At 71.5% G+C, this 14,841-nt stretch carries 16 protein-coding genes; 10 read left to right on the forward strand and 6 right to left on the reverse strand.

Annotation, left to right across the window (positions count from 1 at the left end):
* The first annotated feature begins 19 nt into the window (after nucleotides 1-19).
* The 3 genes from V1258_RS06260 to fbaA all read left to right on the forward strand — a co-directional run bounded on the left by V1258_RS06260 (nucleotide 20) and on the right by fbaA (nucleotide 2,592).
* The gene (locus tag V1258_RS06260) at nucleotides 20-754 is read left to right on the forward strand and encodes a DedA family protein (RefSeq protein WP_329748849.1); all 735 of its coding nucleotides are present in this window, start codon (nucleotides 20-22) and stop codon (nucleotides 752-754) included.
* Complete coding sequence (locus V1258_RS06265; RefSeq protein WP_329748850.1) at nucleotides 751-1,401, forward strand: TrmH family RNA methyltransferase; 651 nt, start codon at nucleotides 751-753, stop codon at nucleotides 1,399-1,401. Before V1258_RS06260 ends, V1258_RS06265 begins: the two co-directional genes overlap by 4 nt.
* A 165-nt stretch (nucleotides 1,402-1,566) precedes the next feature.
* Nucleotides 1,567-2,592: a class II fructose-bisphosphate aldolase gene (fbaA, locus tag V1258_RS06270; protein WP_329746446.1), complete on the forward strand. Its 1,026-nt coding sequence runs from the start codon at nucleotides 1,567-1,569 to the stop codon at nucleotides 2,590-2,592.
* A 262-nt stretch (nucleotides 2,593-2,854) separates the two neighbouring features.
* Here fbaA and V1258_RS06275 read toward each other — a convergent pair whose 3' ends face one another.
* From V1258_RS06275 to V1258_RS06300, 6 genes are all read right to left on the reverse strand, one after another.
* Nucleotides 2,855-3,181 carry a DUF2516 family protein gene (locus V1258_RS06275; RefSeq protein WP_329748851.1) on the reverse strand — a complete coding sequence of 109 codons (327 nt, stop codon included), beginning with the start codon at nucleotides 3,179-3,181 and terminating at the stop codon, nucleotides 2,855-2,857.
* Between the two features lie 74 nt (nucleotides 3,182-3,255).
* Nucleotides 3,256-4,542: an FUSC family protein gene (locus tag V1258_RS06280; protein WP_329748852.1), complete on the reverse strand. Its 1,287-nt coding sequence runs from the start codon at nucleotides 4,540-4,542 to the stop codon at nucleotides 3,256-3,258.
* Complete coding sequence (locus V1258_RS06285; protein ID WP_329748853.1) at nucleotides 4,539-4,973, reverse strand: hypothetical protein; 435 nt, start codon at nucleotides 4,971-4,973, stop codon at nucleotides 4,539-4,541. The genes V1258_RS06280 and V1258_RS06285 overlap by 4 nt, the downstream gene beginning before the upstream one ends.
* Nucleotides 4,974-5,073: 100 nt before the next feature.
* The gene (ygfZ, locus tag V1258_RS06290; RefSeq protein WP_329748854.1) at nucleotides 5,074-6,195 is read right to left on the reverse strand and encodes a CAF17-like 4Fe-4S cluster assembly/insertion protein YgfZ; all 1,122 of its coding nucleotides are present in this window, start codon (nucleotides 6,193-6,195) and stop codon (nucleotides 5,074-5,076) included.
* Nucleotides 6,188-6,835 carry a heme-binding beta-barrel domain-containing protein gene (locus tag V1258_RS06295; protein ID WP_329748855.1) on the reverse strand — a complete coding sequence of 216 codons (648 nt, stop codon included), beginning with the start codon at nucleotides 6,833-6,835 and terminating at the stop codon, nucleotides 6,188-6,190. Before V1258_RS06295 ends, ygfZ begins: the two co-directional genes overlap by 8 nt.
* A 147-nt stretch (nucleotides 6,836-6,982) precedes the next feature.
* Entirely contained in the window at nucleotides 6,983-7,732 is a 750-nt protein-coding gene (locus tag V1258_RS06300; protein ID WP_329746452.1) for a hypothetical protein, read from the reverse strand.
* Nucleotides 7,733-7,868: 136 nt separating this feature from the next.
* On the opposite strand from V1258_RS06300, the gene mshD reads away from it, so the two are divergent.
* From mshD to pstB, 7 genes are all read left to right on the forward strand, one after another.
* Nucleotides 7,869-8,807, forward strand: a complete 939-nt coding sequence (gene mshD, locus V1258_RS06305; RefSeq protein ID WP_329748856.1) for a mycothiol synthase — start codon at nucleotides 7,869-7,871, stop codon at nucleotides 8,805-8,807.
* A 2-nt stretch (nucleotides 8,808-8,809) separates the two neighbouring features.
* Entirely contained in the window at nucleotides 8,810-9,757 is a 948-nt protein-coding gene (locus V1258_RS06310) for an NUDIX hydrolase (protein WP_329748857.1), read from the forward strand.
* A 26-nt stretch (nucleotides 9,758-9,783) separates the two neighbouring features.
* A complete protein-coding gene (locus tag V1258_RS06315) occupies nucleotides 9,784-10,335 on the forward strand; it encodes a DUF4190 domain-containing protein (RefSeq protein WP_329748858.1) in 552 nt (183 codons plus the stop codon).
* Nucleotides 10,336-10,557: 222 nt separating this feature from the next.
* Entirely contained in the window at nucleotides 10,558-11,706 is a 1,149-nt protein-coding gene (gene pstS / locus V1258_RS06320) for a phosphate ABC transporter substrate-binding protein PstS (protein WP_329748859.1), read from the forward strand.
* Between the two features lie 107 nt (nucleotides 11,707-11,813).
* Complete coding sequence (gene pstC / locus V1258_RS06325; RefSeq protein ID WP_329748860.1) at nucleotides 11,814-12,836, forward strand: phosphate ABC transporter permease subunit PstC; 1,023 nt, start codon at nucleotides 11,814-11,816, stop codon at nucleotides 12,834-12,836.
* 4 nt (nucleotides 12,837-12,840) lie between these two features.
* Nucleotides 12,841-14,007: a phosphate ABC transporter permease PstA gene (gene pstA, locus V1258_RS06330; protein ID WP_329748861.1), complete on the forward strand. Its 1,167-nt coding sequence runs from the start codon at nucleotides 12,841-12,843 to the stop codon at nucleotides 14,005-14,007.
* Between the two features lie 28 nt (nucleotides 14,008-14,035).
* A complete protein-coding gene (gene pstB / locus V1258_RS06335) occupies nucleotides 14,036-14,821 on the forward strand; it encodes a phosphate ABC transporter ATP-binding protein PstB (protein ID WP_329746459.1) in 786 nt (261 codons plus the stop codon).
* Nucleotides 14,822-14,841: the final 20 nt, after the last annotated feature.

A 14,841-nucleotide genomic window follows, 5' to 3' on the forward strand; every position in this document is an offset into this window, starting at 1 on the left:
CGGGGCGCGGATCCCTAGGATGGAGGGGCCGGTCCCCGGCGCCCCGACCCCGCCGACCGACCCCCGGGAGAACACCGTGAACATCGTCGACTGGGCGATCTCGACCATGGACGCCCTCGGACCGATCGGCGTCTTCCTGCTGATCTTCCTCGAGAACGTCTTCCCGCCGATCCCCTCCGAGGTGATCCTGCCGCTCGCGGGCGTGGCCTCCGCCGGGCCGAGCCAGTCGTACTGGCTGATGCTGCTGGCCTCGATCGCCGGCTCCGTCGCCGGTGCCTGGCTGCTCTACGGGATCGGGCGCCTGCTGGGCCCCGAGCGGCTGCGGGTGATCTTCATCCGCCTCCCGCTCGTGCACGTCGAGGACTACGACAAGACCGTCGCCTTTATGGACCGCCACGGCTACAAGGCCATCTTCTTCGGCCGCTTCGTGCCCGGCATCCGCTCCCTGATCTCGATCCCCGCGGGCCTGTACGCGATGCCGCTGGGCAAGTTCACGCTGCTGACCGCGCTGGGCAGCGGGATCTGGAACACGATCTTCATGACCATCGGGTATTTCATGGGCTCGAACTGGACCGTGATCGAGCCCTACACCGACGTCTTCTCGAACGTCGTCTACGTGCTCATCGTGCTGGTCGCGGCCTGGTTCGGGATCAGGCTCCTGCTGCGCGAGCGGAAGCGCCGCGCGCTGGGTCTGCCCGATCCCGACGCCGACGAGCTCGCCGAGCTCGAGGAGGAGAAGGCCGAAGGGCGATGACGGAGGCGTCCCCCGCGACGGAGGAGCCGCGCGAGGTCGGCGTCGGACCCCATCCCGAGCCCTGGCCCGAGGACCCGCGGCTGGACCCCGAGCTGCTCGAGAACGGCGATCGCCGCAATGTCGAGGACCGCTTCCGCTACTGGCGGCGCGACGCGATCGTCGCCGAGCTCGACACCCGCCGCCACGACCTCCACGTCGCGATCGAGAACCTCGAGCACGACGCGAACATCGGCTCCGTGGTGCGCACCGCCAACGCCTTCGCCGTCGGCGCCTTCCACATCGTCGGCCGACGCCGCTGGAACCGGCGCGGCGCCATGGTCACCGACCGCTACCAGCACGAGATCCACCACGCCGACGCCGACGGACTCATCGCCTGGGCGCGCGCGGAGGGGCGGCCGCTGGTCGCGATCGACCTCGTGCCCGGCGCGCTGCCGCTCGAGCGCACCCGACTGCCGCGGAACGCGGTGCTCGTGGTCGGCCAGGAGGGACCGGGCGTGAGCCCCGAGATCCTCGCCGCCGCCGACCTCGTCGTGGGCATCACCCAGTTCGGGTCGACCCGCTCGATCAACGTCGCCGCCGCGGCCGCGATCGCGATGCACGCCTGGATCCTGCAGCACGCCGACATCCCCGAGGGGCCGCTGCGCTGAGCCTGCCGGAGAGGACGCCGGCGCAGCACGACGGGCGACTGTCCATGCGGGACCTCGGCCCGGGAAGGGTCAGGCGCGCTGTGGAACAATGAGCCCGATCGGACGACCCGCGCCCCCTGGCGCCCGGAGGTCGTCACGGACTCCCATCGACGAAGGAGAACCCCCATGGCAGTCGCCACCCCGGATCAGTACGCAGAGATGATCGACCGCGCCAAGGCGGGCAAGTTCGCCTACCCGGCCGTGAACGTCTCGAGCTCCCAGACCGCCACCGCCGCGCTGCAGGGCTTCGCCGAGGCGAACTCCGACGGCATCATCCAGGTGTCCTTCGGCGGCGCCGAGTACCTCTCCGGCTCGACCATCAAGGACCGCGTCGCCGGCTCCATCGCGCTCGCCGAGTACGTGCACGCGGTCGCCAAGAACTACCCGATCAACGTCGCGCTGCACACCGACCACTGCGCCAAGGAGGTCCTGCCCACCTGGGTCGAGCCCCTCATCGAGTGGGACCTCGAGAACCGCGTGAACAAGGGCCTGGACCCGCTGTTCCAGTCGCACATGTGGGACGGCTCGGCCGTGCCGGTCGACGAGAACCTCGAGATCGCCGAGAAGCTGCTCGCCAAGACCACCGCCGCCAAGAAGATCCTCGAGATCGAGGTCGGCGTCGTGGGCGGCGAGGAGGACGGCGTCTCCGCGGACGTCGACGAGTCCAAGCTCTTCTCCACCCCGGAGGACGGCCTGAAGACCGCCGCCGCCCTGGGCCTCGGCGAGAACGGCCGCTACCTGACCGCGCTCACCTTCGGCAACGTGCACGGCGTGTACAAGCCGGGCAACGTGAAGCTCACCCCTTCGATCCTGCTGGACATCCAGAAGGCCGTGGGCGAGAAGTACGGCAAGGAGATGCCCTTCGACCTGGTGATGCACGGCGGCTCCGGCTCGACCCTCGAGGAGATCCGGACCGCGGTCGACAACGGCGTCATCAAGATGAACATCGACACCGACACCCAGTACGCCTTCACCCGCCCCGTCGTCTCGCACATGTTCGAGAACTACGACGGCGTGCTGAAAATCGACGGCGAGGTCGGCAACAAGAAGGCCTACGACCCCCGCGCCTGGGGCAAGAAGGCCGAGGCCGGCATGGCCGCCCGCATCGTCGAGGCCTGCGAGAACCTCCGCTCGGCGGGTACTCACGCCTGATCGACGAGCTGTGAGCCCGCAGTCGTCGGCGAGGTACGAGTCGGCGGCGCAGGGCGAACGGCAGGAGATCAGGCAGTCGGACACGCCTGATCGACGAGCTGTGAGCCCGCAGTCGTCGGCGAGGTACGAGTCGGCGGCGCAGGGCGAACGGCAGGAGATCAGGCAGTCGGACACGCCTGATCGACGAGCTGTGAGCTGAGCTCAGATCAGCGAGGCCCCCGGAGCGTTGCTCCGGGGGCCTCGTTGTATCCGTCGGCCGTGCTCACCAGCGGCGGCGCGGCCCCTGGGCGCGGCCCATGACGCGCCGCAGAGCGGGCAGCACGTCCGCGAGGAAGACCCCGGCGATGACGATGCCGATGAGCATGAACAGCATCGAGGCGCCGCCGTTGCCGATCGGGTAGGGCAGCGACAGGAAGCCGAGCAGCATCGCGACCCCGGTCAGCACGCACCAGAACACCTTCGAGCGCTTGCCTGCCGCGGTGTACGCGTCGGGGCGGAAGCGCAGGGCGTTCACGAAGGCCCACACCTCGACGGCGAGCAGGGCGAGGGCGAGCACGGCGAGGATCCACATCTGGATGAGGGCGATCATCGCCTCAGGATACGGTCGCGTGCTGAAGGTCCTTCGAGGACGGACCGCCTCGGGTCCGGGTGGGGAGGGACGCCTCAGCGGGTGCGATCCGGGTCCGAGCGGTCGGTGATCAGCAGCTCGAGCGCCTCGGTGGTGGCGGGCGGCTCGAGCGCCCGCATCTCCCGGGTGAGGGGGCGCGGCCCGATCGCCTCGCCGTCGGCCGCGACCACCAGGCTGGGCAGGAACCTCTTGGCCTCGACGGCGCTCAGCCCGGTCGATTGCAGCAGGTCGATCGCGAGGGAGCGCAGCTGGATGGTGAGGGTCACGCCCTCGAAGTGCCCGGCCCGCCCGGGCCGGGTTCCCTCGTCGTTCTGAAGCAGCATCTCGGGGGTGAGATAGGAGCAGAACAGCCGAAGCCGACGCCGCGCCTCGGTGAAGTCGACCTCGTCGCGCTGCACGGCCTCCCGCAGGGCACCGACCGCGTCCCGCGCGGCGAGCAGCGCGTCGGCGAGCCGCGAGTGGGCATCGCCGTGGACCGCCTCGAGGAACTCGACCTCGCGGCGGGCGATGACGCGCATATTCCGCATCGCCCGGTCCGAGCCGATCAGGAGGTGCTGCAGCCGCTCGACCTGGTGGGCGTGCCGCACGCCGGTCGGGGAGAAGGTCGCCATCTCGTTGGCGACGTCGTTGGCGAGGGTCCACTCGTCGGTGTACTTCTGGGAGCTGGAGCGCAGGCTCACGAGGGCCGCCCGCGCGACGCCGTGATCGCCGCTGCGGGCGGCGAGGGCGAGGGCCACGAGCGTGTCGTCGAGCTCGCCGAAGAACGAGCAGGCGGCGCGGGCCTGCAGGCGCAGCGGGTTCCCCGACAGCAGCAGGTGCACGACGATCGCGACGGTCACGCCGGTCAGGGCGTCGAGCACCCGCCCGCCCGGGGTCATCCCCGGGGTGACCGGCATGATCATCACCAGCAGCGACTGGATCGCGGTCTGGAAGCCGAACAGCGAGGACTTGTCGATGAAACGGGCCAGCAGCCCGGCGACCAGCACCACCACGAAGATCTGCCAGGTGCCGGAGCCGAGCAGGGAGCGGGCCAGCTCGCCGAGGAGCACGCCGAGCATGACGCCCGACGCCAGCTCGACGACCTTGCGCATCTTCTTCTCGATGCCGAAGCCGATGATGATGAAGGCGACGATCGAGGAGAAGAAGGGATGCTCGTGGTTCCACAGGAATCCCGAGACGAGATAGGCGAGGGACGCGGCGAGGGCGGCGCGGGCGACGGTCAGGGCGTCGGACCGCCCGCGGGAGAACCCGGTGGTGAACCAGCCGGTGATCGCACCGCGGGCCCGCTCGGGCCAGGGCGCGGGGGAGGAGAGGGGGCTCATGGGCGGACCGGATCCTCTCGCCGCAGGCGCAGCAGCTCGGTGAGCTCGAAGGTGTCGCCATCACGCGCACCGCGTCCGACGACGAGCGGGGCCGGGGAGGGCTCCGGGTCCGCGCCGCGCAGCCGGGCCAGCAGCCCGCCCTCGACCCGCATCACGTAGTAGTTGCCCGCAGCGTCCACGGCGAGGGACCGGTCCTGCTTGAGATACCAGCCCTGCAGCGAGGTGCGCAGCGTGCCGCTCCCTGTGAACGGCCGGGCCCGCAGGGGGATCGGGTCGATCCCGGCGGCGGCGTACCCGGCGACGGCCTCCCGGATGAGGGCGGTGGCCCGCTCGTGCTCGTCCTGGCGGGCGGCGCGCAGGGCCTGCTCCTTGGCCTCGACCACCTCGCGGCGGTGCCGGATCCACTCGGCCTGATCGTCCTGCGCGCTCATGGCGTCCATTGTTCCAGGTGGGCGGGCGCACCGTCCGGGAGACGGCGTGGGAGGTGCGTGAAGGTGCCGCGCAGGTGGGCCCGGGCTTGCGGGCGCGGGCTCAGAGCTTCGCGGTCGCGGGGCGCTCGCCGTGGTCGCGGGCCACGACGATCGGCTCCTGGGCGGCGTCCACCCAGGTCACGCGATCCTCGCCGGATGAGTCGGCGACCGCGACCCCCACGCTCAGCGGGGCGTCGAGCGGCACCGCGCGGCGCACCACGGCGAGGGCGATCGGTCCCAGATCGGCGTGCAGCGCGGAGGAGGTGACGGTGCCGACTGCTTTCCCGTCGGCCCCGCCGAGGCGCACCTCGCCGCCCACCCCGACCGGGAGGTCCTGCGAGCCGTCGAGGTGCAGCATGACCAGCCGGCGCGGCGGCTGGCCGAGGTTGAGCACCTTCGCGACCGTCTCCTGGCCGCGGTAGCAGCCCTTCGCCGTGTGCACCGCGGTGCGCAGCAGGTCGAGCTCGTGCGGGATGGTGCGCTCGTCGATCTCGCGGGCGGCGCGGGCCCGATGGTCCGCGATCCGCAGTGCCTCCCAGGAGGACATGCCGGCCAGCTGCTCCCCGGCCCAGGGGAGGCCACGGAGGGCCGCCGCGTCGAGCACGGTGAGGACGGCGCCGACGGGATCCTCCGGATCCGGCCCGTAGGCCACGCCGCCGGGGGCGACCTGCGGCCAGGGCTCGGCCCAGACGGCCACCGGATCGGGCAGGCCGAGACCGGGGAGCACCTCGGCCGCGGGTGCGAGAGCGCCGAGGACCCGCAGGTCGTCGCGGTCGATCAGCTCGACGCGGGCGGCGAAGCGCATCATCTCGAGGTAGCGCCGCAGGCCGGCCCGCGCTCCCGCGTCGAGTATCAGCAGCAGCGCCTCCTCCTCGAGGACCACCGAGGAGGCGAGATGCTCGACGCGACCCTGCGGAGAGAGCACGGCGAGGCTCGCCGAGGAGCCGACGGGGGTGCCGGCGAGGACCTGGCTGGTGATGGTGGTCATCCAGGTGCGGGCGTCGGTGCCGCGCACCTCGAGCAGCTCGAGCTGGCCGAGGTCGACGACCGCGCGCCGGTCCAGGAGCCGACGCTGCTCGCGCAGCGGGGCGCCATAGTGCACGGGCACCGCGGCGTCGGGGCCCTCGCCGAGCACCGCCCCGGTGACGAACAGCGGACGATGGGCGCCGACGGGCTCAGGCACGATGCAGCTCCAGGGAGACGAAGGGGGCGAGATCCGGGTGGGGATCCGCGGCGGTGACGGGCAGGCGCCGCTCCCACAGCCACATCATCCGGCCGGCGATGTAGCCGAACATGCGGGTGTCGGTGACCAGCGGACGACCGTCGGCCGCGCTCTCACCCAGGGCGAGCTGGACGCGCGGTCCGCGGACCTCGCCGCGCCAGGTCTCGGAGTGCTCCTGCCCGGTCTCCCCGTCCCGGCGCGTGACCTGCGCGGTCAGGGCGTGAGAGAGGAAGGCGGCGGGGTCGCCGGGGCGGGCGGCGCGCGCCGCGGCGAGGTCCTGCCCCGGCAGCGGTTCGCCGACGGTCCACACGCCGTCCTCGCGCAGCAGCAGACGGCGCGAGGCCTCGGCGGCGACGGGCTGCGCGGCGGCGAAGGCGCTCGTGGGAGGCAGGGGGGCGGAGTCGTCCAGCTCGTGGATCACCGAGCGCCAGGCGAGGGTGCCGTCCGGGCGGGCGGTGGTGGTGAGGGTCTGCTCGATCCGTCGGTCGGGGGCGTCGGCGTCCCCCGCACGATGGACCGCGCCCGAGCCCGACCATGATCCGACCAGCCAGGCCAGGGGGTAGAGCGACGGGGGGAGGCTGGGGTCCAGCTCGATCGGCATGGTGCCGCTCAGCGGGAGAAGAGACGGAGCAGCACCAGGATCGTGAAGGCGAGGGTGCCGAGGCCCACGAGGACCACGAGCGCGATGAAGAACAGGCTGAGCACGGACATGCCCGCGAGTCTACCGGGGAACCGAGGCCCCGCGGCCTCAGGAGACGAGGACCACCGCGAGGTGCGCGAGCACGCCCACGGTCGCCACGGGCACCGCCGCCACGGCGATCGAGGGCACGGGCTCCCGGGCCACGAGCGAGGAGCCGACGAGCAGGTGGGCGCTCGAGGAGCCGACGGCGCTGACCAGGCCGAGCACGATGGCCATGGGCAGCGACACCGCCGCCAGGGAGACCGCGATCGCGGCGGTCAACGCGGCGCCGGCCGCCCCCGAGAGCAGGAACCGCAGCGTCGAGGGGAGCATCGTGGCGTTCAGCAGCAGGGTCGCCGCGAGGCCCGTCGCCACCGCCGTCACCACGCCGGTGGGCCCGCCGGTCTCGGCCTGCTGCTGGGCGAGGACCCACGTCGCCGCGAGTCCGGAGACGAACGCCCCGGCCACCGTGCCGGTCAGCGAGGCGGTCAGGTCGCGGCGGTCGCGCCGCAGCATCTGGTGGAGGAAGGCGGCGAGCACGCCGAGGGCGGAGACCATGAGCACTCCGCCGACGGGATCGACCCTCTCGCCCCCGAAGGCCGTGACGAGGGAGGCGGCGAGGCCCACGAGGATGATCACCGTGCGGGTCCCGGCGCGGGAGGGGAGCTCGAGCAGTTCCGACCAGGACAGCCCGATCAGCACTCCCAGCAGCGCCGCGGTCCCCGCCATGAGCAGCGGCGAGATCGGACCGGTCAGCGAGACCAGCGCCACCAGCAGGGCGAGCGCGGCACCGAGAGGGGCTCGCTCGGGAGCGGACATGAGGCCTCCCTCGCGGTCGAATCCGATGGTCAGTCCCGTGCCGCGGGCGGGTCCGGGCGGGCGCTACAGTGGCAGTCTACGAGCGACCGCCGTGAGCGGTGCGCACCCTCCCCGCATCCTCGTCCGGAAGGTCCCCATGATCACGTCGTCCGTCCTCGCCCCCGCGGTGCGAACGACGGTCGAGGATCTGCTCTCGCGGACCACCGCGCACGACGGCGTCGCCCCGCTCGACGAGGCCGCGCGCCTCTCCCTCGCCGGGGACTCCGCCCAGCACCTGCTGCTGACCGCCGACGGGACGGATCCGGTGGACGGCGCGGACCGCGCCAGGGCCCTGATCGGATACGCGAACCTGCTGCCCGACGGCACCGTGCAGGGGATGGTCGACCCCGCGCACCGCCGTGCGGGGCACGGCACGGCGCTGCTGCGCGCCGCGCTCGCCGCACGGCCCGACGCCGGGGTGTGGGCGCACGGCGCCCTCGACGGTGCCCTCGCCCTCCTCACCGGGGAGGGTCTGGTCGAGACCCGATGCCTGCTGACCCTGCACCGCCCCCTCGGCGAGGCCGCGCCGCTGCCCGCGCCGCGCCCCTCGGACCTGCCCGGTCTGCAGCTCGGGCCCTTCGACGCCGAGCGCGACGCGGAGGAGTGGGTGCGGGTGAACGCCGCCGCCTTCGCCGCGCATCCCGAGCAGGGTGCGATGACCCTCGAGGACCTCCGGCTCCGCCTCGCCGAGCCGTGGTTCGACGCCGAGGACCTGCTGGTCGCCCGCCAGGACGGCCGGATGGTCGGCTTCGTCTGGGTGAAGCGCGAGGATCGCTCCGCGGGGGCCGACGCCGAGATCTACGTCGTCGGCACCGACCCGTCGGTCCAGGGCCACGGGGTCGCCGGGCACCTGCTGGGCGCCTCGCTCGCGCGCCTCGCCGCGACGGGGGCCGGCGGGGTCGAGCTCTACGTGGAGGCGGACAACACCGCTGCCCTCTCCCTCTACGAGCGCTGGGGCTTCACGGTCGCGGGCCGGGACGTGCAGTTGCGCGCCCGGGCCGAAGCGCCGGGATCCGCGGGGACGGGCGGGGCCTGATCATGCGCGTCGCCCCCGGCATGCCGCAGCCCGTCCTCGCCGCCGGCGCCCTCACCTGGCGCGAGGGCGCCGACGGTCTCGAGGTGATGCTCGTGCACCGTCCCCGCTATGACGACTGGTCCGTGCCCAAGGGCAAGCTGGACCCGGGGGAGACCTTCCCCGCCGCCGCCGTGCGCGAGGTGGCCGAGGAGACGGGCTTCCGGGTGCGCCTGCACCGCCCGTTGCCCGCCTCGGTCTACCTGCTGCCGGACGGCCGCACCAAGATCGTCCAGTTCTGGATCGGGACCGTCCGCGCGCAGATCGCCCCGGGGCCGAAGAACCCCGCCGAGATCGACGAGGTGCGCTGGACCTCCCTCGACGAGGCGGAGCGGCTGGTCACGCGGCAGGGGGACCAGGTCGCCCTCGCGGCGCTGCGGCGCTTCCTCGACGCCGACGAGCTGGACACGGTGCCGATCATCATCCAGCGGCACGGCGCGGCGGTCTCCCGGGCGAAGTGGCGCAAGGGCGAGGCCAGCAGGCCCCTCAACAGCAAGGGGAAGAAGCAGGCGAAGGCGCTGCCGACCCTGATCGATGCCTTCGACCCGGCGAGCGTGCTGAGCAGCCCGTGGGAGCGCTGCCTGGCGACCGTGACCCCGCTCGCCTCGCTCGAGGGTCTGCGCGTGCGCACCAAGGATCAGCTCACCGAGGACGGGAACCGGCGCCAGCCCGCCCGCACGGCCGCGGTGATCCATCGCGTGCTGCAGGAGGCGCGCGGCACCGTCGTGTGCACGCACCGCCCGGTGCTGCCGACGGTGATCGAGGTGATCCGCGAGGTCGCGGATCCGGGGGCCGCGCTCGAACTGCCGCGCGAGGACCCGTTCCTCGCCGCGGGAGAGGCGCTGCTGCTGCACACCACGAGCTCTGGCAGAGTGGTCGCGATCGAACGACACCTGCCGAACATCGGCGGATGACCCATGACGGGTGAAGGGGGAACGACATGAACGCATCGGACAACTGGTCGGGTGGAGGCCAGGGCGGCTACGGCGGGCAGGACCCGTACGCCGGCGGGCACGACCCGTACGCCGCGGGGCAGTCCTCGGCATCGGGTGGGGGCCCGTACGCCGGGGGCCGGGACCCTTACGCCGTCGGCAGCGATCCGTACGGACCGTCCACGGATCCGTACGCGACGAACCCCGACCCGCTCGCGGCCCCCGTCGGCTTCGCGCCCGAATTCGGGCAGGGCCCCGCATACGTCGCGCACCCGGGACCGTATGCGCCGTCGCCGCCGAGCTCCGGGACGGCGATCGCCGGCTTCGTGGTCGGCCTCGTCGGGTACCTGATGTGCGCCGGCGTCCTGTCGCCGGTGGGTCTGTTCCTCTCGATCCTGGGGATGAAGGACACCTCGCCCCAGGCCATGCCCCCCAAGAGCGGCCGGGGCCTCGCGATCGCGGGTCTGGTGATCAACATCCTCGGCCTGTTGACCCTGGTCGGCCTCGTGCTCTACTTCGTGTTCATCGTCGGGCTCGTCGCCGTCTCCGAGTCGGCCTGAGGGCCGCCGCGCCGACTCCGGTCCGAGGACCCGTTACTGCTTCGTAACCAGAAGTGTGACCCATCCCTATTTCTCGCTGACCTGTGGGTTCATGTGTCCGGAGGGGCTGTTCACCTGCTGTTCACATGGGAAGGGTCGTGCGGACACCTGCGCTCCTTAGCGTCCCTGACGTCAGACTTCAGACGCCATTCCCGGGCCGCCCCGGCCCCGAAAGGACTCGCAGTGAACGTTCGTAAGAACAAGCTCGTCTCCCTCGCCGCCCTCGGCCTCGTCGGCGGACTCGCCCTCACCGCGTGCGGCGGCGGCTCGGAGACCACCGATGGCGGCTCCGGTTCCTCCGATAACGGCGGCGGCGCGGCGGCTGCCGGCGGCTACGCCGAGCTGACCGGCAACCTCGCCGGCTCGGGCGCCTCCTCGCAGCAGAACGCCCAGACCGCGTGGACGGAGACCTTCATGGGCCTCGCCGGCGCCGAGGGCTCCGACCTCACCATCACCTACGACCCCACCGGGTCCGGCACCGGGCGTGAGCAGTTCCTCGCGGGCCAGGTCCAGTTCGCGGGCACCGACGCCGCCCTCGACGAGGAGGAGCTCGCTGCCTCCGCCGAGGTGTGCAACGGTGAGCAGGCCTTCGACCTGCCCGTCTACATCTCCCCGATCGCGGTCGTCTTCAACATCGAGGGCGTCGACTCCCTCAACCTGAGCCCCGCGGTCATCGGTGAGATCTTCGCCGGCACCATCACCAACTGGAACGACCCGAAGATCGCCGAGCTCAACGAGGGTGTCACCCTCCCCGACCTCGCCGTCGTCCCGGTCCACCGCTCCGACGACTCGGGCACCACCGAGAACTTCACCGAGTACCTCTCGGCGAACGCCCCCGAGGCGTGGACCCACGGCCCGATCGAGACCTGGCCGATCGACGGTGGCCAGTCCGGTGACGGCACCTCCGGCATGATCTCCACCGTCGAGGGCGGCAACGGCACCATCGGCTACGCCGACGCCTCGCAGGCCGGCAACCTCGGCACCGCCGCCATCCAGGTCGGCGAGGAGTTCGTGGAGTACTCGCCCGAGGCCGCCGCGAAGGCCGTCGACGTCTCCCCGCGCGCCGAGGGCCGTGCGGAGAACGACATCGTCGTGGAGCTCGACCGCACCACCACCGAGGCCGGCGTCTACCCGATCGTCCTCGTCTCCTACCTGGCGCTGTGCGGCTCCTACGCCGACTCCGCCCAGGGCGAGGCCGTGAAGGCCTACGCGTCCTACATCGTCTCCGAGGAGGGTCAGCAGACCGGCCTCGAGAACGCGGGCTCGGCTCCCCTCTCCGAGGAGCTCCGCACCGAGGCGCAGGCCGCCATCGACGCGATCGCCGTCGGCTGATCACCTGCGTCGAGCGCACATCGTCGTGCCGCCGGGTCAGCTTTCTTGGCCCGGCGGCATCGGCGTGTCCCCCTCCCCGTCCCCGCACGTTCTGAGGAAGGCCCCACGTGAGCAGCACTGACGCCGCCCCGGAGACTCCGCAGGCGCCCGCCGCTTCCTCCTCCATGAAGCGCAGCGGTCGTCGCCTCGGTGACTCCGTCTTCTCCATCCTGAGCATCGGCTCGGGTGTCCTCATCTTCGTCACCCTCGCCCTGGTCGCCATCTTCCTCACGAGCGAGTCGATGCCGGCGATCCGCCGGAGCAAGGAGCTCGGCTTCCTCTTCGGCTCGGAGGATCGATCCTTCGAGCTGCTCGCGGGCGTCGGCCCCTTCGTGTACGGCACGATCCTCGCGGCGCTCATCGCGCTCGTGGTCGCGATCCCGATCTCGCTCGGCATCGCCCTGTTCATCTCGCACTACGCGCCGCGGCGCATGGCGGCGGGCCTCGGCTACGCGATCGACCTGCTGGCCGCGGTCCCTTCCGTGGTCTACGGCCTGTGGGGCGGTCTCTGGCTCGTGCCCCGCCTCGAGCCGCTGTACGTCTTCCTCAACTCCACCCTCGTGTGGCCCTCGTGGGTGCCCCTCGTGCCCGCGGGCGAGGCGATCATCCCGCTGTTCGCCGGGGACCCCACCGCCCCCATGCGCAACCTGGCCTCGGCCTCCGTGGTCCTCGCGGTGATGATCCTGCCGATCATCACCGCGATGTCCCGTGAGGTCTTCCTGCAGGTGCCGCGGCTCCAGGAGGAGGCGGCGCTCGCCCTCGGCGCGACCCGTTTCGAGGTCGTCAAGACGGTCGTGCTGCCCTTCGGGCGCTCGGGCGTCGTGGCCGCGTCGATGCTCGGCCTCGGCCGCGCGCTCGGCGAGACCATGGCCGTGCTGATGATCCTCGCGCCCGGAGCGACGTACTCCTGGCACATCCTGGTCGTCGGCCAGCACAACACGATCGCCTCCAACATCGCGGGCAAGCAGGCCGAGGCCTCCGGTCCGGACATGTCCTACCTGATCTACACGGGTCTGGTGCTGTTCGTGCTGACCTTCCTGATCAACGCCCTCGCCCGCTGGATCGTCTCCCGCACGACTGTGAAGGCATGACGCCATGAGCACTGCAACCACCACTGCGAAGACCCCGATCTCGGGGGCGCGCGCCTCCGAGCGCCACCTCCCCGCCTGGCACCTGCTGCTCACCGGCGCGATCGCGATCGTCGTGTCCGTCGTGCTGCTGTCCGTCTTCGAGGCGCTCGGCCTCGTCAACGTCATCCTGCTGGGCTACGTCCTGCACCTGGTGATCACCTACATCTACTCGCGCGTGCGCGAGGGGCGTCGGTGGGCCGCGGACCGCGTGATGACCCTCCTGGTGATCGGCGCCTTCGCGATCGCCCTGTTCCCGCTGGTCTCGCTGCTGTGGCAGGTGATCATCGAGGGCGGCTCGCGCCTGCTCAAGGCGGCGCCGACCCCCCTCGCCTTCTGGACCAGCGACATGTCCGGGGTCATCGGCGGCGCGGATGCGGGCGGCGTGGTCCATGCGACCGTCGGCACCCTGCTGATCACCCTCTGGGCCTCCCTGATCTCGATCCCGGTGGGCCTGTTCACCGCGATCTTCCTCGTCGAGTACGCGAGCACCGGGTGGAAGAGGACCCTCGCCAAGGGCGTCACCTTCCTGGTCGACGTGATGACCGGCATCCCCTCGATCGTGGCCGGTCTCTTCGGCCTCGCGCTGTTCATCGCCTTCATGCCGGACCAGAGCGTGCGCATGGGCATCATGGGCTCGGTCGCCCTGTCGCTGCTGATGATCCCCACCGTGGTCCGCTCGAGCGAGGAGATGCTGCGTCTGGTCCCGCTGGACCTGCGCGAGGCGGCCTACGCCCTGGGCGTGCCGAAGTGGCTGACCATCGTGCGGGTCGTGCTGCGCACCTCGATCGCGGGCCTCGCCACGGGCGTGACCCTCGCGATCGCCCGTGTCATCGGCGAGACGGCCCCGTTGCTGCTCACGGTCGGCATGGTCACCTCCGTCAACTGGAACATGTTCGACGGCCGCATGGCCACGCTGCCGACCTTCATCAACCAGCAGTACCGTGCCGGCAGGGCCAACTGCATGAGCGAGACGGTGTCCAACCCGGTCTCCGGGGCGGAGTACGCCTGCTCGGTCTCGACCAACATCGATCGCGCCTGGGCCGCGGCCCTCACGCTGATCGTGATCGTCATGGTCCTGAACCTGGTCGCCCGCCTCATCAGCCACTACTTCTCCCCGAAGCTCAGCCGCTGAGCTGACGACCCCCGCGAAAGGACTTCCGATGGCAGCCCCCCAGCCCATCACCGTCGAGGACCTCAACATCTACTACGGCGACTTCCTCGCCGTGGAGGACGTCAACGTCCAGATCCTGCCCCGCTCGGTCACCGCGCTCATCGGCCCCTCGGGCTGCGGCAAGTCGACCTTCCTGCGGACCCTGAACCGGATGCACGAGGTCATCCCCGGCGCGTACGCGAAGGGCACCGTGCAGATCGACGGCCAGGACATCTACGCCCAGGGCGTGGACCCGGTGAACGTGCGCCGCCGCGTCGGCATGGTGTTCCAGAAGGCCAACCCCTTCCCGACCATGTCGATCCGCGACAACGTGCTCGCCGGCGTCAAGCTCAACAACCGCCGCATCTCCAAGTCCGCGGCCGACGAGCTGGTCGAGAGCTCGCTCAAGGGCGCGAACCTGTGGAACGAGGTCAAGGACCGTCTGGACAAGCCCGGCATGGGCCTCTCCGGTGGTCAGCAGCAGCGTCTCTGCATCGCCCGCACCATCGCGGTCAAGCCCGAGGTCGTCCTGATGGACGAGCCCTGCTCGGCGCTCGACCCCATCTCCACGCTCGCGATCGAGGATCTGATCCACGAGCTCAAGGAGGAGTACACGATCGTGATCGTGACGCACAACATGCAGCAGGCGTCGCGCGTCTCGGACCGCACCGGCTTCTTCAACATCGCCGGCACCGGCAAGCCCGGTCATCTCATCGAGATGGACGATACCGAGAAGATGTTCACCAACCCCTCGAACAAGCAGACCGAGGACTACATCTCCGGTCGCTTCGGCTGATCGACGTGCTTGCGAGGGAC

This window comes from Brachybacterium sp. J153, assembly GCF_036311905.1.
Taxonomy (GTDB): domain Bacteria; phylum Actinomycetota; class Actinomycetes; order Actinomycetales; family Dermabacteraceae; genus Brachybacterium.